The following is an 18410-nucleotide window of genomic DNA, read 5'->3' on the forward strand; positions in this document are numbered from 1 at the left end:
TGCTTACAGCATTTGATTTGAGTAGCTTTTTTACCGAAAAATATTTTGAGACCAATTTAAATTTTGAGCTTTTTAGAATGACAATTAGTTTACTAATTATGCCTATATTCTACTTGTATGTAAAAGCAGTTTGTCATTCAGATTTTCAATTAAAACCAAAACATTTAACGCTAGCAATTCCGTTTGCAATAGCAAATTTGGTGTTTATTCCAAGGCTATATTTAGCAACTACCATCGAAAGCATCTACATTTATGAGCACTTTAAGCAAATGTTAGAAATACGTTTTTTTTATATATTGGCGGAATTACAATATGCTTTTTATATTATTTTGGTATTTATAATTTTAAAAAAATACAAAGAAATTTACTTAGAGAATTATACCAATACAAATAACTCATCGTACAAATGGTTGTTTCAAATGACAGTATTTTTTCTAATTGCCCATTGTATTGTTTTATTCAAATCGGTAATAAGGTATACAGATTATAATGTTCTTCTTAACTCGTCAAATGTAATTATTGGACTTATTGCACTAATTATAAGTTGTTGGTTTGTATTAAAGGCCTTAAACAATCCTGATCTTTTTAAAGGTGTTGATTCAAATATGCTATTAATAAATGAAGTAGTTATTTCAACAGAAAAAGAATTACTAGAGACTCCAAAATCGGCAGAAATTGCTTTACAAATCGAACTTGTGAAAAAGTATGTTTTAGAAAACGAACCGTTTCTCGAACCCTCATTAACGATACAAGATTTAGCTAAACAAGTTAACATTCCTGTTCGTGATTTATCTGTTTTGATTAATCATCATATGAATCAACATTTTTTTGATTTTATAAATGAATATCGAATACAAAAAGCGATGCAAATTTTAAAAAGTCCTTCTAAAAGCAAGCTTACAGTTTTAGAAATTCTTTATGAAGTGGGTTTTAATTCGAAATCATCATTTAATACTGCTTTCAAAAAGTACACCAATCAAACACCTACGGAGTTCAGAAACTCCTAATTATAAAGATTTTGTAAAAAGTCGAACTTTACTAAAATAAAGTCGAACCAATTTAATTACTGTAAATTGGTTCGACTTTTTTCATTCGGTCGCCAACGTTAAGCTTATGATGCAATTTTGTTTCAAATTAATACTAACAATTAAAAATTTGAAATCATGAAAATTACATCCTTATTTATTTTATTTCTAGTCCCTTTTTTATCTTTAGCACAATTAAAAGAAAATACAAAAGGCAGTAACACTCAGTTGGCTTCTGCAAACACACAAACTGAAATTATCTTAAACGATTCTGACCTGAAAAATCAAATTTCTGAAGAAAAATATGTTTTAATAAATGGTATTGAACAATGGGTTACCATAAAAGGAAACCGTTCAAAACCTATTATTTTATTTATTCACGGAGGACCGGGAAGTACAATAAGTCCCTTCATCGATGTTATATATAAAGATTTAGAAAAGGATTTTATTATTGTTCAATGGGATCAACGAGGAGCTGGAAGAACTTATGGGCGCAACACACCTCCTGAGGAATTAACTCCAGAATATTTAAAAGCAAATCCTTTAACGCTTGAACAAATGACTAGCGATGGAGTAGAAGTGTCAAAATATCTTTTGAAACATTTAGGAAAACAAAAAATTATTCTTACTGGAACGTCATGGGGTTCCGCACTTGGAGTAAAAATAGCTACAAAACAACCAGATCTTTTTTATGCTTACGTGGGACATTCTCAAATTGTTAATCCCAGTATTGATATAGAATTTTATTCTAAAATTTATAAAATGGCTGAAGACAGAAATGACAAAGAGGCTCTTGACATATTAAATTCTATAGGCAAACCTCCATATAGCAGAGCAAAAAACACAGGCTTGCTATTTAGAATTTTAAAAAAATATGAAAGAGCAAATTCAACACCTGCTCCAGACAATTGGTTTGTACTTGCTCCAGCTTACGACAACAATATCGACAGTAAAAATAGAGAAGACGGTGATGATTACTCGTTTGTAAATTATATTGGTGATGATAAATTAGGAGTTCAACCAATAATTACAACCATTAATTTAATGAGAGATAATTTAGAATTTAAAATTCCGGTATATTTAATACAAGGCAATGAAGATATTATGACGCCAAAAGAAAACTCAAAAATATATTTTGATAAAATTCAAGCACCTAAAAAAGAATATTTTTTGTTACCAAAAGCGGCGCACGGTTTTAATCAATCTGTTGTAGAAACACAATATAAAATATTTAAGAGTATAAAAACTTTATAAATTAAAAACAAAAAAACAAGTACTGAATACAATAGCGGTTTAGCAAGATTTCGGCATTTGGTTTAAAGGAAAATTGACTTTGTATCTAGGATGATTTGCTTCGCCTGTTCACTATCCCTCGGGTGGCAAATAAACGTTATCGGCTTTGTGTGTCATTCCAAAAAAGCGAAATCTCTCTCCCTAGCCCCGATAGAAGTGGAAATCCTTTTGTACCGGGGTTCGGTACAAAAGATTGTAACGGAAAGCGGGACCAATGCTTCCAAAAAATCCTAATCTTTCTGCTCCAAATCATAATCAAACTCTGTTTATTCCAATAAAAAAAACCTGTCTTGAATTGATCGAGACAGGCCTTTTCTAATTGAAAGAGACAAAATTATGCTCCTATTTTCTTAGCAATATCAGATGGAACACCACCTTTATTAACCATTAATGAAGTTGTTTTGTATTTTACAAAATTCTTGCTAACGTACAAATAACCTTTATAGTCATTGGTCGCTCCCCACGAATTTTTTACAATATAATACTCTTTACCCATTTGATCTTTGGCAATACCTACAATATGCATCGCGTGATCATCAGTAGTTTGGTAATTATCAAATGCTTTTTGACGAATTTCTTCAGTGATTTCCAATTCTGGTTTTGGACCATTGAACATATTTTCTTTTTCCTCGGCAGTCATTTCATCATACTTTTTGGTTGGAACATAAGCCACACCATTTTTCCAGCTAAAACTCTTCTCACTCACATCCGAAGCCCAAGCTACTGTGTAACCGTTTTTCAATGCATTATCGATGATAGTTGTCATATCGTTCATTTTCACATTGTAAACCATATCAAATGACCAGTTATCAGGAACCATCATCATCGTTTTTGTATACAATGGAACGTTAGCATAAGATGCAAATTCAACATATTCATCTGGATTAATTCCCACTACTTCCTTAGCAAAAGTTTGTGGAGTATAGCTTTTTCCTTTGTATGTAAAATTCTCTGGAACTTGTCCTAAATAAGAATCAATTACTGCGGCATAGGCTTTTTCCCAATTAGGGGTTAATTCTCCGTTTGGATTTTTCACAACTGCAGCCAACATAGCTTCAGTCAAAGCGGCCATTTCAGCAAACTTATTTTTTGAAGTACCATAGTTCAAACCAGTATATACTTCTTGAGGCACAGCACCATATTTTTTGTACATATTAGTGACGTCATGCAATTCTCCTCCATCTCCCAATGTTACGGCTCCGTGCATGCGCACGTAATTTTTGCCTTTTTCAACATATGCATTTCGAGCAGAGAAAACTTGAGATAATTCTACAGGCTGTTTTCCCATTCTAATCATTTCTGATTCTAAAAAAGAATTCGTAGAATAACTCCAACAAGTCCCTGAAGATCCTTGGTTTTTGATAGAAGTATTAGCCAGATTAATTACATCTGTAAATTTGAAACTTTCTGCGCTTTTTTCGCTAACATTGACTTTCAACGAATTGACTAATCCGTCTTGAGCAGTCATCGTATTCATCCCAACAACTAACGTTGTAGCAATAAGAAACGATTTAATGGGTAATTTATACATCTTTAAAATTGGTTAAGGTTTTTTAATATGTAACAAAAATAATGATTTTGTTACATTTCTGTTTCTGAATTATTAATTAATAAGGTTTCTTCAAGCCATTTATAAAACTCTTTTTGCCACACCAGAGCATTTTGAGGTTTTAGAACCCAATGATTTTCTTCAGGAAAATAAAGAAATCTACTTTTAATTCCTCGTATCTGCGCCGCTTGAAAAGCTTCCTGGCCTTGTCCTATTGGCACTCTGTAATCGATTCCACCTTGAATAATCAAAATTGGTGTGTTCCAGTTTTGAACATTGTTTATAGGATTGAATTTAGTATACGCTTTTTGTGCAGCTGTATTGTCTTTTTCCCAATAAGGTCCTCCAAAATCCCAATTATTGAAGAAAACTTCTTCGGTGGTTCCAAACATACTTTGTGTATTGAAAACTCCGTCGTGGGCAATAAATGTTTTAAATCTATTGTTGTGGATTCCTGCCAAATAAAACACAGAATACCCACCATAACTAGCTCCAACACAACCCAAGCGGGCTTTGTCAACATAACTTTCTTTCGAAACATCATCAATAGCCGAGAGATAATCGTCCATCACCTGTCCGCCCCAGTCTTTACTAATTTGCTCATTCCACTCCACACCATGACCCTGCATACCACGACGATTTGGTGCAACCACAACATATCCATTTGCGGCCATTAATTGGAAATTCCAACGAAATGAGTACGATTGGGTCAAAGGAGATTGTGGCCCACCTTGACAATATAAAAGAGTTGGATATTTTTTAGTAGCATCAAAATTTGGAGGTAAAATGACCCAAACCAACATTTTTTTTCCATCCGTTGTTGTTACATAACGTCTTTCAGTTTTGCTTAATGCTAATGTTGAGTAAGTCGCGGTATTAACATTGGTCAATTGTTTCCACGTATTTTTCTTTAAATTATACGAAAAAATTTCAGCGGCATGATTCATGTCGGTTCTTGTAACAATTACATTATCTCCAGAAAAACCAACTAAATCATGCACATCAAAATCACCATTTGTAATTTGTTTTACATTAACTGCAATTTTGGTCAAACCTGGAAAATTAACCTCAAAAAGCTGTAATGTTCCGTCAATTGGAGCAATAAAATATACTTTTTTCCCATCATTACTCCATTTGAAACTACTTACAGTTCCGTCCCAATTGGCAGTAAGGTTCATTTTCATTCCTTTGAAACTAACAATCAAATCATTTTTGTCTGCCTCATAACCATCACGTTTCATTTGCAGCCAAGTCAAATCCCCAGAAGGCGAAAATTGTGGTGCTGTATCATATCCAAAGTTCCCTTCAGTTCTATTGCTAGTTTTCCCGGTTTCAAGATTGAATTCATATATATTGGTGTCTGTAGAAAGCGCATATTGTGTACCCGCTTTTTTCTTGCATACATACACTATACTTTTCCCATCTGGAGACCAATTATAATCTTCATCACCACCGAAAGGTTTTTGAGGGCTGTCAAAGTTCTCTCCTTTTAGAATATCAATTCCTTCTGCGCCTTCCTTATTTTCTTTGTAAAAAACATGATTGAATTTACCTTCGTTCCAAGCATCCCAATGACGATAATCAAGGCCATTATAAATTTGAACGTTGGATTTATCTAAATTAGGGTAATAGTCTTTCCCTAAAACATTATCAATTTTTACTTCTTGATTGTAAACGATGTATTTCCCGTCAGGAGAAATATTTTTATCAATCAAAATTTCTTTTTTGTCTTTAATTTCTAAAGCTGTTCCACCATTAATCGCAACAGTATAGTATTTGGAATTGGATTTGTTTTCTTCGACTGAAGGTGTAGAAACTTTGTAAACAACATTTTTGCCGTCTTTTGAAATTCCTAAAGGAGTAATTCGTCCTAATTTCCACAATAATTCCGGAGTCATTACATTTTGAGCACTTGCGGTTAAACTCATCATTGTTAGCATTAAAAAGATTGTTTTTCTCATAATTATTTAAAATACGTATTCAGTTTTCAAATATAACATTATAATCATCAATTAGAATAAATAGCGACACATAAAAAAACCTTAAAAAAGTGATGTTCTTTAGTGCCTAAAAAAGCTGTAAAATATTAAGTGGTTTTAAAAATTTCAACTGTTAATAGCGTGATAAAAAAGCATAACACTAATATGATGATACTCGCAATCATTATTTTTTTCAGAAATGACTGTCCATTATTGTTTACTTGGCAATCCATATTGACTATATTCTTAGACTTTTCAAACAATTCAACGGTTTTCAGATATTTATTCCATCCTCCACTCTCATAAATCTGTTTACCAAAATCAGTTAAATCACAACGGAATCCTTGTTCTTTTTCTAATACGACAAGGCCCTTATGATCTAAAATTTCTGCAAAGACTTTGGAGTTTTTTAAGTTAAAACCACATTCATCCTTAAAGTTGATCCGCATCATAAATTGAGATTTCGATGTATATAGCAGTTTCAAGTTTACTTCTATAAGTTCATCTATATTTTCAAACATAACCAAATATTTAATTTTATTATTACATCCTGATTTAGCCAATAGTCTATTCAATCACACTAAAGCAAATACCGATTTTTAAAATCTAATTTTACAGCACAATTATGATGCCAAACCTGTATTGTTTGAAATCTTAACATATTGCTAACCTTAAAAACAATATTTTAAAAAAAATAATTCAGAATACCTAACATATTCAAAGTGTACTATTCAAAAACTAGAAAATTTATTTAATTTTATAAAAAAAAGTCAAATGCAACTAAGCTATTGGGAAATAAAAAATTGGTTTACAAATGTTGACTTCACTATTGTGGGCAGTGGTATTGTGGGTCTACATACTGGCTTACGTTTGCGTGAAAAATACCCTGAGAGCAAAATATTAATACTCGAAAAAGGAATGCTCCCACAAGGAGCCAGCACAAAAAATGCTGGATTTGCGTGCTTTGGCAGTATTTCAGAAATCATCGAAGACTTAAAAACGCATACAGAAGAAGATGTTATCCAACTCATCCAAAAAAGATGGAATGGTCTACAATTATTGAGAAAACGTCTTGGCGACAACACAATAGATTTCAAACCTTATGGAGGTTATGAATTGTTTCTAAAGGACGATGAAAACAGTTTTTTTGAATGTTCAAATAAGTTGACCTTTATAAATGAAATATTAAGACCGTTATTCAAAGCCAATGTATTTGCCAAAGAAGTCGATCGTTTTGGTTTTGGAGACATCAACGAATATTTGATATTCAATCCTTTTGAAGCTCAAATTGACACGGGAAATATGATGCAAGCCTTGTTGAAACAAGCCATTGAGCAAGATATTTTAATACTCAACCAACAAACTGTTACCTCCTTTACGGATAACGAAAACGGTGTTGAAGTTGCACTTGATGATTTTAGCTTTACAACCAAAAAATTATTGTTTGCCACCAACGGTTTTGCCAATGAACTGACCAAAGGCGGAGTGAAACCAGCAAGAGCACAGGTTTTAATCACAGAACCAATTCCTAATTTAGACATAAAAGGAACTTTCCATTTGGACAGAGGCTATTACTATTTCAGGAATATTGGCGATCGTATACTGCTTGGAGGCGGTAGAAATCTGGATTTTGAAACCGAAACTACTACTGAATTTGGTCAAACAGAAATTGTACAAAAAAAATTGGAAGACTTATTAAAAAAAGTAATTTTGCCCGATCAAGATGTCCAAATCGAACACCGCTGGAGTGGAATTATGGGCATTGGCAACAGCAAAAATCCTATTGTTTCCCAACTCTCTGAAAACGTGTATTGTGGCGTTAGACTAGGTGGAATGGGAGTCGCAATAGGCAGCTTAATAGGAACCGAACTCGCAGATTTAGTATAAAAAATGGCAACCAAAATAACACCAAAAAAAACAACAAAAAAACCCGTCAAAAAAAACAGCAAAAGTTTTGGATCCAAAGTAAAATGGATTCTGCTAAAAGCGCTGCTGTGGTTTTTTGGGATTTCAATTTCTTTCGTGGTTCTTTTTAAATTTGTACCTGTTCCATTTACACCATTGATGGTGATCCGTTATTTTGAAAATAAAGCGGCCGGAAAAGAAATATATTTCAGCCATAATTGGGAACCTATCGAAAAAATTTCCGTGAATTTACAAAAAGCCGTGATTGCCAGTGAAGATGGAACTTTCCTCACCCATAACGGGTTTGATTTTATCGCGATGCAAAAAGCATACAAAAGCAATGAAAGAGGCCGAAAGATAAAAGGCGGAAGCACCATATCACAACAAACCGCCAAAAATGTTTTTCTTTGGCAAGGTCGTAGCTACCTCCGAAAAGGTTTGGAAGCTTATTTCACGGTTTTAATAGAAGCTATTTGGGGCAAAAAACGAATTATGGAAGTTTACCTCAACAGTATAGAAATGGGTGACGGAGTTTACGGGGCCTATGCTGCAACAGAGCATTGGTATCGAAAAGATGCTTCAAGCCTTACAATGACCCAAGCAGCAGGAATCGCAGCGATATTACCCAATCCCCGAAAATACAAAGCCACCAGTTCTTCCTCATACATAAACAATAGAAAAACAAAAATTGTTCGGATTATGAGACACATTGGAAAAATTGAATATTAAAATTAAACCCCAATAACTATTTGCTATTGGGGTTTGTTATTTAGATGAATTTTAAACTTAGAATTTAAACGCTACTCCTAGAACAAAATTCCTTCCCAGATTAGGTATTCCCGAAGTCGCCAATCGGGATAAATGCGGAATATAGGTTTTGTTGAATAAATTATTCCCATTCAAGTTTAAATCAAAAGCCGTTTTACCCAGCTTTACTTTACCTCCAAAACCCATATTCAGCAAGGTGTAGCCATCCGAAGAAATATCATAACCACTTACTTTATCCTGACTGAAAGTGGTCGATACATTTAAAGTAGCAAAAGCATCCTCTAGCCATTTTCCAATTACAAAATCAGTTTTTAAGGTGTTGTCCCAGTTGTTGGCCGGAATTTGAGGCAAGTAACCACCATCTTGCAGTTTCCCCGTAACGGTTTCAAAACTGGATTCAATATGCAACCAATCCAAAGGGTGCGGATGAATATGCAAAGCAACTTCTCCTCCATACAAATTGGCATTATTCTGGATATAATCATAAACCTTAAACCCATCGATTTCTGCTCCAGATGGTGATGAATAAATGTAGTCGTTTATATGATTGTAAAAACCACTCACACTAAACTCAAAATGGGTGCTTTTATACTCCAAATCCAAATCGGTTTGCAGGTTTTGCTCGGTTTTTAAATTAGGATTCCCAATTTCATAACGAAAAGTGCCTTCGTGAACGCCGTTCGAAGACAACTCAGCCAAATTTGGTGCCCTGAACCCTGTTGCTGCATTCAATCGGAAAGACAAATCTTTGGCCAAATTGGTTTTATATCCCAATGAGGCATTGAAACTGTCATAGTTTTTGTTGAGGGCTTCAAAATATCCTTCTTCACCGACGATTCCATGTTCTTCTGAAGCCAAATGCCTGTAGTCAAATCGAAGACCTCCCTGCAAGGAATTGTCTCCCCAATTGTAAATCCCTGTTCCAAAAACGCCAAAATCATTTGTAGTTGCATTTGGAATTAAAAATTCATCCCCTAGATTTTTATTTTCCTGGGACATTCCTTGAACACCAAAAATGGTTTCAACTTTACCAAGCTTTGGCAAATAATATTTGACATTATAATCGAATGTATTTAAAATCATATGCAAAGACGCAACGTTGCTGTCTTCAAACTCGGAACGGTCATTTTGAATATATCCTAAATTCACATCCAATTTTGAATCGCTAAAAAACAATGTATTATTCAAAGAAAGTAAATTACTGAAAACACCTTGTTTTGGAAAAGTTGTTTTCTTACTTGCCGTTTGGTCAGCAATTCCATCTTCAGGAATTCCAACATCCAGATTGTTGTAATTGTATCTCAAAGTACTTGAAAACTTGGCATTGCTGTACCCTATTCCTGCTTTCAAATCCATTTCTTGAAAACGTGTGTTAGTAACACGGTCACCATCTGGAATTTTATAATCGGATTGAGTGTTGTAGGCGCCACGTATCAAATATTTCCAATTATCGGTAGAAGTTTTCAATCCTAAAGTTGTACTGGTTCCAAGAGTATTCGAAAACAATCGTTGTCCAAAATCTCCTTGAAAAGTATTTGTCAAAGCAAATTTTTCGGGATTAAAAAACAAAACGCCTCCCAATGCATCAGAACCATATAGCAAAGATGCAGGGCCTTTTATGACCTCAACATTTTCTACTCCAGAATCGTTTAAACCCAAGCCGTGTTCGTCTCCAAACTGTTGATTCTCTAAACGGACACCTTGTGTATACACCAAAACTCGATTTCCACTCAGTCCTCGGATTACTGGTTTACCAATTGACGTTCCCGTAGAAACTTGTGAAACTCCGGGGATTGTAGCCAAGCCTTCTATCAACGTGGCACTTCCTTTTTCTTGCATTGATTTGACACTTTCTCGATCAACTTTCATCACATTTTGGGATTGTAATTTGGAGAAAGGAGTTGACACAATAACCTCATCCATTTGAAAAGCCAATTCATCCATAACAACATCGAGCGTATGAATATTTTGTGTTTTTTCAATCTTCTTACTTTGGGCAGCAAATCCAATGGATGAAAACACAAGTGTTAAATCTCCACTTGGGAGTTCTGTCAAAGTATACATACCGTTTTCATCTGTCTTCGTTGATTTATGCAATTCGGATGCATCGACGACAACTCCCGCCAAAGGGTTGTTTTTGGAGTCCGTTACCTTTCCGGTTATCGAATTTTGTGCGTGTAAAAAAGAGGTAATCCCAAGCAATAGGATAATGATATATTTTTTCATTTAAATTGAATTTATTGTTAAATAGTAAATACACAAAAACCGTTGAGTCTTTATGTCAAAAAAAATTTAAGCAATAAAAACGGGAGGTGCCCGAAGCGAAAAAAGACTTCCTTTAAAAAATTCGGTAATTTCTCTGGATTTGAAAAAAGTATATCCGGAGGGAATACAAAAATCCGGAAATTCATAAGAAGCAAATTCGGTAGAAATAAAATTGCTTATCTTGAAATCACAAACATAACAATGGTCTAAATTGTGATGTTGATGTGTAATTTCATGCTTGGATGTGTAGCTGTGATTACATTTTTTTTCTAAAAGCTGTTTAGCCAAATGCTCATAACTATGCACAGATTGAAACAGCATGGCAAACAATACTGCAAGCGCCAGAAAAGAATTGAGTATGACAAACCTTTTTTTCATCGGGAACAAAGGTAGTTATACAAAATAAAAAACCCGATTAACTTTACTATTATTTGTAAGTTAATCGGATTTATAAAACAGTAAAATGGATTAAACCAATTTTGCCGCAATTAAATATTCTGCAATCTGAATAGTATTAGTCGCTGCTCCTTTTCTCAAGTTATCGGCAACAATCCACATATTCAAAGTGTTTTCCTGACTTTCATCACGACGAATACGTCCTACGAAAACATCGTTTTTACCTTCTGCATATTTTGGCATTGGGTAAGTAAAAGTATCCAAATTATCCTGAACCGTTACACCGTCGGTTTGGCTCAAAATAGTCCTTACTTCGTTTACATCAAAATCATTGCTGAATTCAACGTTTACGGCTTCACTATGCCCACCAACTACTGGTACACGAACAGCAGTAGCCGTAACTTTGATTGAATCGTCACTTAAGATTTTTTTGGTTTCTTTAACCAATTTCATTTCTTCTTTTGTGTATCCGTTATCTTCAAAAACATCACATTGTGGAATACAGTTACGGTTAATTTCGTATTTGTAAACCATATCACCTTTTACTCCAGCCACTTCATTTTCGAATTGTTGAACGGCTTTTACTCCTGTTCCTGTAATGGATTGGTAAGTAGAAACGATAACACGTTTTACATTGTATTTTTTATGTAATGGAGCCAAAGCCAATACCATTTGAATAGTCGAACAGTTTGGATTGGCAATGATTTTATCTTCTTTTGTCAATTGATTAGCATTGATTTCCGGAACCACCAATTTTTTGGTTGGATCCATTCTCCAAGCTGATGAGTTATCAATAACTGTAGTTCCTGCAGCAGCAAATTTCGGAGCCCATTCTAATGATGTTCCTCCACCAGCAGAAAATAAAGCAATATCCGCTTTCATATCAACGGCTGTTTGCATACCTACTACTTTGTATTTTTTCCCTTGAAATTCAATTTCTTTTCCAACTGATTTCTCGGAAGCAACTGGAATTAATTCGGTTACAGGAAAATTTCTTTCTGCCAATACTTTCAACATTATTTCGCCAACCATTCCGGTAGCTCCTACAACTGCTATTCTCATCGTAACTATATTATTATATGTGTATATTTTATTTTTGAAGTACAAAAGTATGTAATATTCAAAACATAACAAGCGTCTTCACAAAAATTAACAAATTGTTATAAATTAAACAAAATAGAAAAACCACCCATTTATAGAGCGGTTTAGTTAGAATATATAGTGTAAAGCGGTATTATTTTTTCAGCAAATCTCTAATTTGGGTAAGCAATTCTTCCTGTGTTGGTCCTGCAGGTGGAGTTTCAACTGGAACTTCTTGTTTTTTGGTTTTTTCATAAGCTTTCAGCACCATAAAAATACAAAAACCAATGATTACAAAATCAAAAACGGTCTGAATAAAAGCACCGTAATTAATAGCAACTTCTGCAATTGCCGGAGCTTTTTCCGCACCATTTTCCATAACAGCAGGAACACCATCCTGAAGAACAAGTTTCAGGTTTTTAAAATCTACCTTTCCTAATAGCAGTCCTATTGGCGGCATCAAAACGTCATTTGTAAAAGAGGTGACAATTTTTCCAAAAGCGCCCCCAACGATTACGGCTGTTGCCAAATTCACTATTTCGCCTTTCATTAAAAAGGCTTTGAAATCACTAATAAATCCCATAATGTATTGATTTTGGTTAGTTTATAATATAACGAATATACTTGTTTTTGGGAAATAAATTACTATTATTCTCTATAAAAAACACGTTTCACTCTTTGTGAAATACTCGTAAGGATTTCATAAGGGATTGTTTTCAATTGTTCTGCCATATAAGTCACGGTCGGGCTTTCGCCAAAAATTACAACTGAATCTCCTTCTTTACATTCAATCTCGGTCACATCAACCATTAACATGTCCATGCAAACGCTTCCAAGAATGGGTGCTTTTTTATTTTTTATCGTTACAAAACCAACCCCATTTCCCCAACTTCTGGCAATACCGTCGGCATAACCAATAGGAATTGTAGCAATTTTCGATTCTCTATTTGCCATAAATCGTCTGCCGTATCCAACACTTTCTCCTGTTTGAATTGTTCTGATTTGGGAAATAATGGATTTTAAAGTCCCTACATTTTCAAGATATTTTTGTTCTTCCGAATCATTGGAAACACCATAAAGACCAATTCCCAAACGAACCATATCGTATTGTGCCTGTGGAAAATTGCTGATGCCCGAAGTATTTAAAATATGACGAATGGGAGTAATCTCCAATTCGTTCATTAATTGAGAAGATAATTTTTCAAATAAATTAATTTGATACTGTACAAAATCTTTATGTTGCAAATCATCACTTGTAGCCAAATGTGATAGAATACTCTGCACTTTGACTGTTGAGTTTCCTTTCAGAGTGGCTATTAAATCATCTATTGTATTCGCCTCAAAACCCAAACGGTGCATTCCGGTATCTAACTTTATATGAATAGGAAAATCTTTTAGTTTCTTTTGTTCGGCAATTTTGAGGAAAGCATTCAATCCTTTCAAACTATAAATCTCAGGTTCCAATTGGTGCTGAATTATAGCCGGGAAACTGGTGTTTTCGGGATTCAAAACCATAATAGGTAATTTGATGCCTGCGGTTTTTAATGAGATTCCCTCATCGGCGAAAGCCACTCCCAAATAATCTACTTTGTGATGTTCCAGTAATTTTGCAATTTCAAATCCACCGCTTCCATAACCAAATGCTTTTACCATCGCCATCATTTTGGTGGTGGCTTTTATTTTTGATTTAAAGAAGTTAAAATTATGACTTATCGCATTCAGATTGATTTCAAGAACTGTTTCGTGTGTTTTCTCTGCAAATGCTGCTACAATTTCTTCAAACTGGAAAGACCTTGCTCCTTTAATCAGAATGGTTTCATTTTCAAAATTCAATTGCTCCAAATGCAATAAAAACTCATTGGTGTCTTTAAAAAAAATAGCATTCGGAAGTTTTGTTTTTAATGTTGAAATTGTTTCACCAATTCCAATAAAACGGCTAATGTTATTCGAAACAATCAACTCCGCCACTTTAGAATACAAAACTTCATTCGACAATCCGCTTTGAAAAATATCCGAAAGCACAACCGTCTTTTTCTGATGTTGTTTTTGACTTTCAAGAAAATCCAATGCTATTTTTAAAGATTGAAAATCGGAGCTATAACTGTCATCAATAAGACTGCAATTATTGATTCCTTTTTTTACTTTCAAACGCATTTCTATCGGATACAATAATTCGATTCGGCTTTGAATGGTTTTTGCATCATATTCCAAATGCAATAAAACCGATAGACAAGTAATTACATTTTCGACAGAAGCATCATCCACAAAAGGAATTTTCAAGGTTGAAATATTTCCTTTATAGGTGTATTCAATACCTGTATGTTCGTGTGTATGTTCCTTTTTGGAAACAAAAACGGCAGCAGTTGTATCTGTAAAAGACCAAGAGATAGTTTTAGTTTTTGGAAGAATAAATTTCTCTACGTCACTATTCTTTTGAAAAATCACTACTTCCGAATCTTTGAAAAGCAGCATTTTTTCTTTGACTTTTTCTTCCAGATTTTTAAAACCTTCATCGTGGGCTGAACCAATATTCGTTAAGATTCCAATAGTTGGCTGAATGATTTTCTCCAGTTTATCCATTTCTGAAACAGTCGAAATTCCGGCTTCAAAAATACCCAGATTATGCTTTTCATTGATAGCAAGCACCGACAACGGAACACCAACCTGGGAATTATAACTTTTAGGACTTCGGATAATATTATAATCGGGACTCAGTAGGAAATTGAGCCACTCTTTTACGATTGTTTTTCCATTGCTTCCTGTCACTCCAATAATTGGGAACGAAAAAAGACTTCGATAATGGGCCGCAATTTGCTGTAAAGCTTCCAGAGTATTTTTGACAACCAAAAAATTGGCTTTTGATTCAAGACCATCTGGAATGTGGGTTACCACAAAATTCCGAACGCCTTTACCAATTAAATCTTTTAAATATATATGAGCGTCGTGATTGGTTCCAACTAATGCAAAAAAAAGTGTTTTGTCATTATTTTGCAAAGAACGACTGTCAATGGAAATGTTATCAATAGATTTTCCTGTCGGATTTCTATTCCATTTCGAATTTAGGACAGTTTCAATATTTACAATATTTAAATTCAATCTTAGTCTTTATTATTGGGTTTATGACTCTCACTATTTTTGTCATCTTTCCTCATCGCGTGATAATAGGCAGCGCGACTCAATGGCTCATATTCCTCGGTTTCGCCTAGCATTACGAGTTTATCATTATCCGTCTTTCGAAAACTATAATTGGCTAGATTCCCTGTTCGTGTACACACGGCATGAACTTTGGTAACGTACTCGGCTGTAGCCATAAGTGCAGGCATTGGACCAAAAGGATTGCCTTTGAAATCCATATCCAAACCGGCAACAATCACGCGAATTCCTTGATTGGCAAGGTCGTTGCAAACAGTTACGATTTCGTCATCAAAAAACTGAGCTTCATCAATCCCAACTACATCACAACCTTGTGCCAAAATAGCAATATTGGCTGCAGCGGGAACGGGTGTGGAGCGAATTTCGTTGCTATCGTGGGACACTACCATTTCTTCATGATATCGAGTGTCAATTGCTGGTTTGAAAATCTCCACTTTCTGCTTTGCAAATTGCGCTCTTTTCAACCTACGAATGAGTTCTTCGGTTTTTCCCGAAAACATGGAGCCGCAAATGACTTCAATCCATCCAAACTGCTCTTTATGATTTACTGTGTTTTCGAGAAACATTTTATATTTTTCTAGCTTAAAAAATGAATAGTTTTTATTACTTTGTAGCGGTAATAAATCGCATGGGTAAACTCAATTTTACCTCGTTTCAAAAGTAGATAATTTTTATCAAATCGAAAATTTGAGAGGTCTTATTTAGATAATAAATAATAAAAAAGAAATTCATACCTCGCCAGCTAGTACAAACAAAGAACAATTTTATATAAAGCCATATTCATTATAATTTCAGAAGCCATGAAAAAAAAATTGGAAGCCGACTTAATCAGCATTGCTCATAGAATTTTACAACTAAAAAATAAATCTGATGTTAATCAACTTTATTTGGAAACACAAAAATTATATGAAAAATTAGCAGTTTTACGATTTGTGGAAGAACATTTTTCGGATGCGAAACCAACTATTGGCCAAGCAGAAGTGGTGGAAAAAATGAAAGAATTTTTCGAAACCATTTCCGTTCCCGAATTTCAAAGACCTTCTTCAATCATCAAAGCCGATATAGAAGAAACTCCTGTAGTTGAAATTATTGAGGACAAAACTATCGCTCCTATTGAAGTAGAAGAAGTAGAAGTAAAGGAAGAAGATAGCAAAATTGAAATCGAAGAAGTCATTGCTACAAGCGAAGAAGTTCCAACTTCAGTTACTTCTGAACCTTTAGCTGTGGCAGAAGAATCCGAAGACATTATTTCTGAAAAAACAGAAGAAGATACCCCGATTGAAAAACCAATGTTCGTTCTGGAAGAAACAGAAATTGAACCAATTGCTGCATCAATTGTTGAACCAATAGAAACTGCAAAGCCGGAATCACCTAAGAAAAAGGAAATAGTCCAAATATCTTTTGATGACCTACTCGGTGGAAAATATACTGATCCTGATTTTGTGAAAGTATCTACTTCTGATAAAAAACAAGAATCAGATCCTATCCAACCAATACCTTCTTTAGATTTTCAAAAAGAACCCATTTTAAATGCTCCGCAAACGACGACTGAAAAAGCAGAACCTAAAACTATTACCCTAAATGACAAATTAGCAAAAGAAATCAACATTGGGCTCAACGACCGAATTGCTTTTGTTAAACATCTTTTTGGTGGAAACAATGAAGATTACAATCGCGTAGTAAATCAACTCATCACATTTGATACTTTTACTGAAACCAAAACTTTTATTGACGAAATGGTAAAACCTGATTACAATAATTGGGAAGGAAAAGAAGATTACGAAAATCGTTTTATGGAAATCATAGAGAAAAAATTCTTATCGTTTTAGTGATTTCAACTTTACTCATTTTATATTTTATTAAATCCTCTCTTTTAAGCAAGAAAAATGTCAAAATTATATATAGTCCCTACTCCTATTGGCAACCTCGAAGACATGACTTTTCGGGCCATTAGGATTCTTAAAGAAGTAGATTTAATCCTTGCCGAAGACACTAGAACGAGTGGTAAATTACTCAAGCATTTTGAGATTGGCACACACATGCACAGTCATCACATGCATAACGAACACAAAACAATCGAGAATGTAATTTCTAGATTGAAAGCTGGCGAGAACATCGCCTTAATTTCGGATGCAGGAACACCAGCGATTTCCGATCCCGGATTTTTGCTTACTCGCGCTTGTATCGAAAACGGAATTGCTGTAGAATGTTTACCTGGTGCAACTGCTTTTGTTCCTGCCCTTGTCAATAGTGGTTTACCCAATGACAAATTTGTTTTTGAAGGTTTCCTTCCAGAAAAAAAAGGAAGACAAACCCGATATCTGGAACTGGCCGAGGAAACCCGCACGATGATTCTGTATGTTTCCCCACATAAATTAGTTAAAACTTTAGCTGAATTTATTACCTATTTTGGCGAAGACCGTACTATTTGCGTTTGTAGGGAATTATCAAAACTACACGAAGAAAATGTACGCGGAACGGCTCGCGAAGTCCTGACACATTTTGAAAAAACAGCTCCTCGTGGTGAAATTGTCGTAGTCATCGCAGGAAAAACAGTTGTAAAAGAAGCAAAGAAAAGTAAATTTCAAAAAGACGAAGAATAAATACAAGAATATGAATATCAATACCTTTTTAGACAAACTAAAAGATCCAACAACAATAACATTCGCAGAGACAATTGCAACAATAGAAGAAAACTACACTTTTACGCCGACTGCTTTTAAAAACGGAGAACAACATAATGCGGCTGGAGAAAACTCGGGATCTTGCAAATTATTTGCTTTTGCACTATTGCAAAAATTATCCGTTGCCGAGACTTTAGCCTGTTTTGGGGCCTATTATTTTGAAGAAGTTTTGGGAGATCCAACCGGAACCAATCATCAAAACATTCGCAATTTCATGAAAACAGGCTGGGACGGAATTCAATTTGAAGGAGAAGCATTGCTTTTGAAATAGTTTTATTGCCTAAATATAAAAAATCAGAAACTAAAACCTTCA

Annotated in this window: 16 protein-coding genes; 7 read left to right on the forward strand and 9 right to left on the reverse strand. The window is 34.4% G+C overall.

All coding sequences use genetic code 11. The features are described from left to right. Window positions 1–419 precede the first annotated feature (419 nt). Together DOS84_RS19270 and DOS84_RS00550 are read left to right on the forward strand one after the other, a co-directional pair. Complete coding sequence (locus DOS84_RS19270; RefSeq protein WP_243636296.1) at window positions 420–1007, forward strand: helix-turn-helix domain-containing protein; 588 nt, start codon at window positions 420–422, stop codon at window positions 1005–1007. Window positions 1008–1163: 156 nt separating this feature from the next. Next, window positions 1164–2279 (forward strand): alpha/beta hydrolase family protein, encoded by a 1116-nt coding sequence (locus DOS84_RS00550; protein ID WP_111408166.1) that lies wholly within the window; start codon window positions 1164–1166, stop codon window positions 2277–2279. Between the two features lie 373 nt (window positions 2280–2652). Here the strand turns inward: DOS84_RS00550 and DOS84_RS00555 are convergent, their stop codons facing one another. From DOS84_RS00555 to DOS84_RS00565, 3 genes are all read right to left on the reverse strand, one after another. Then, window positions 2653–3849 (reverse strand): C1 family peptidase, encoded by a 1197-nt coding sequence (locus DOS84_RS00555; RefSeq protein WP_111408167.1) that lies wholly within the window; start codon window positions 3847–3849, stop codon window positions 2653–2655. 50 nt (window positions 3850–3899) lie between these two features. Then, entirely contained in the window at window positions 3900–5828 is a 1929-nt protein-coding gene (locus DOS84_RS00560; protein WP_111408168.1) for a S9 family peptidase, read from the reverse strand. 125 nt (window positions 5829–5953) lie between these two features. Continuing rightward, window positions 5954–6367 (reverse strand): hypothetical protein, encoded by a 414-nt coding sequence (locus tag DOS84_RS00565; protein ID WP_124020611.1) that lies wholly within the window; start codon window positions 6365–6367, stop codon window positions 5954–5956. A 253-nt stretch (window positions 6368–6620) separates the two neighbouring features. Between DOS84_RS00565 and DOS84_RS00570 the strand changes: the two genes are divergently transcribed. Further along, entirely contained in the window at window positions 6621–7733 is a 1113-nt protein-coding gene (locus DOS84_RS00570) for an NAD(P)/FAD-dependent oxidoreductase (RefSeq protein ID WP_111408170.1), read from the forward strand. Between the two features lie 3 nt (window positions 7734–7736). After that, on the forward strand, window positions 7737–8480 hold the full coding sequence (mtgA, locus tag DOS84_RS00575) for a monofunctional biosynthetic peptidoglycan transglycosylase (protein WP_111408171.1): 744 nt from the start codon (window positions 7737–7739) through the stop codon (window positions 8478–8480). 57 nt (window positions 8481–8537) lie between these two features. Here the strand turns inward: mtgA and DOS84_RS00580 are convergent, their stop codons facing one another. From DOS84_RS00580 to DOS84_RS00605, 6 genes are all read right to left on the reverse strand, one after another. After that, window positions 8538–10745, reverse strand: a complete 2208-nt coding sequence (locus tag DOS84_RS00580; RefSeq protein WP_111408172.1) for a TonB-dependent receptor — start codon at window positions 10743–10745, stop codon at window positions 8538–8540. Window positions 10746–10811: 66 nt separating this feature from the next. After that, on the reverse strand, window positions 10812–11162 hold the full coding sequence (locus DOS84_RS00585; protein ID WP_111408173.1) for a hypothetical protein: 351 nt from the start codon (window positions 11160–11162) through the stop codon (window positions 10812–10814). A gap of 90 nt (window positions 11163–11252) precedes the next feature. Beyond that, window positions 11253–12242 carry an aspartate-semialdehyde dehydrogenase gene (locus DOS84_RS00590; RefSeq protein ID WP_111408174.1) on the reverse strand — a complete coding sequence of 330 codons (990 nt, stop codon included), beginning with the start codon at window positions 12240–12242 and terminating at the stop codon, window positions 11253–11255. 172 nt (window positions 12243–12414) lie between these two features. Next, on the reverse strand, window positions 12415–12843 hold the full coding sequence (gene mscL / locus DOS84_RS00595; RefSeq protein WP_111408175.1) for a large-conductance mechanosensitive channel protein MscL: 429 nt from the start codon (window positions 12841–12843) through the stop codon (window positions 12415–12417). Between the two features lie 65 nt (window positions 12844–12908). After that, entirely contained in the window at window positions 12909–15356 is a 2448-nt protein-coding gene (locus DOS84_RS00600; RefSeq protein WP_111408176.1) for a bifunctional UDP-N-acetylmuramoyl-tripeptide:D-alanyl-D-alanine ligase/alanine racemase, read from the reverse strand. Between the two features lie 2 nt (window positions 15357–15358). Then, window positions 15359–15979 (reverse strand): thymidine kinase, encoded by a 621-nt coding sequence (locus tag DOS84_RS00605; protein ID WP_077376037.1) that lies wholly within the window; start codon window positions 15977–15979, stop codon window positions 15359–15361. A 234-nt stretch (window positions 15980–16213) separates the two neighbouring features. Here DOS84_RS00605 and DOS84_RS00610 point away from each other — a divergent pair, with 234 nt between their 5' ends. From DOS84_RS00610 to DOS84_RS00620, 3 genes are read left to right on the forward strand one after another with little or no spacing between them, the layout of a single operon-like run. Next, the gene (locus DOS84_RS00610) at window positions 16214–17242 is read left to right on the forward strand and encodes a hypothetical protein (RefSeq protein ID WP_111408177.1); all 1029 of its coding nucleotides are present in this window, start codon (window positions 16214–16216) and stop codon (window positions 17240–17242) included. 57 nt (window positions 17243–17299) lie between these two features. Next, window positions 17300–18016 (forward strand): 16S rRNA (cytidine(1402)-2'-O)-methyltransferase, encoded by a 717-nt coding sequence (rsmI, locus tag DOS84_RS00615; RefSeq protein WP_111408178.1) that lies wholly within the window; start codon window positions 17300–17302, stop codon window positions 18014–18016. A gap of 10 nt (window positions 18017–18026) precedes the next feature. Next, window positions 18027–18368 (forward strand): HopJ type III effector protein, encoded by a 342-nt coding sequence (locus tag DOS84_RS00620; RefSeq protein ID WP_111408179.1) that lies wholly within the window; start codon window positions 18027–18029, stop codon window positions 18366–18368. The last annotated feature ends 42 nt before the right edge of the window (window positions 18369–18410 follow it).

Origin of the sequence: Flavobacterium aquariorum (assembly GCF_003254745.1) — a bacterium.
In the GTDB taxonomy this organism is placed as follows: domain Bacteria; phylum Bacteroidota; class Bacteroidia; order Flavobacteriales; family Flavobacteriaceae; genus Flavobacterium; species Flavobacterium aquariorum.

Coding starts and splice junctions, on each gene's coding strand:
- DOS84_RS00590 (WP_111408174.1), bottom strand. CDS start 12,242: ATGAGAATAGCAGTTGTAGGAGCTACCGGAATGGTTGGCGAAATAATG.
- DOS84_RS00565 (WP_124020611.1), bottom strand. CDS start 6,367: ATGTTTGAAAATATAGATGAACTTATAGAAGTAAACTTGAAACTGCTA.
- DOS84_RS00555 (WP_111408167.1), bottom strand. CDS start 3,849: ATGTATAAATTACCCATTAAATCGTTTCTTATTGCTACAACGTTAGTT.
- mscL (WP_111408175.1), bottom strand. CDS start 12,843: ATGGGATTTATTAGTGATTTCAAAGCCTTTTTAATGAAAGGCGAAATA.
- DOS84_RS19270 (WP_243636296.1), top strand. CDS start 420: ATGACAGTATTTTTTCTAATTGCCCATTGTATTGTTTTATTCAAATCG.
- DOS84_RS00620 (WP_111408179.1), top strand. CDS start 18,027: ATGAATATCAATACCTTTTTAGACAAACTAAAAGATCCAACAACAATA.
- DOS84_RS00585 (WP_111408173.1), bottom strand. CDS start 11,162: ATGAAAAAAAGGTTTGTCATACTCAATTCTTTTCTGGCGCTTGCAGTA.
- DOS84_RS00605 (WP_077376037.1), bottom strand. CDS start 15,979: ATGTTTCTCGAAAACACAGTAAATCATAAAGAGCAGTTTGGATGGATT.
- DOS84_RS00610 (WP_111408177.1), top strand. CDS start 16,214: ATGAAAAAAAAATTGGAAGCCGACTTAATCAGCATTGCTCATAGAATT.
- DOS84_RS00570 (WP_111408170.1), top strand. CDS start 6,621: ATGCAACTAAGCTATTGGGAAATAAAAAATTGGTTTACAAATGTTGAC.
- DOS84_RS00580 (WP_111408172.1), bottom strand. CDS start 10,745: ATGAAAAAATATATCATTATCCTATTGCTTGGGATTACCTCTTTTTTA.
- mtgA (WP_111408171.1), top strand. CDS start 7,737: ATGGCAACCAAAATAACACCAAAAAAAACAACAAAAAAACCCGTCAAA.
- DOS84_RS00550 (WP_111408166.1), top strand. CDS start 1,164: ATGAAAATTACATCCTTATTTATTTTATTTCTAGTCCCTTTTTTATCT.
- DOS84_RS00560 (WP_111408168.1), bottom strand. CDS start 5,828: ATGAGAAAAACAATCTTTTTAATGCTAACAATGATGAGTTTAACCGCA.
- rsmI (WP_111408178.1), top strand. CDS start 17,300: ATGTCAAAATTATATATAGTCCCTACTCCTATTGGCAACCTCGAAGAC.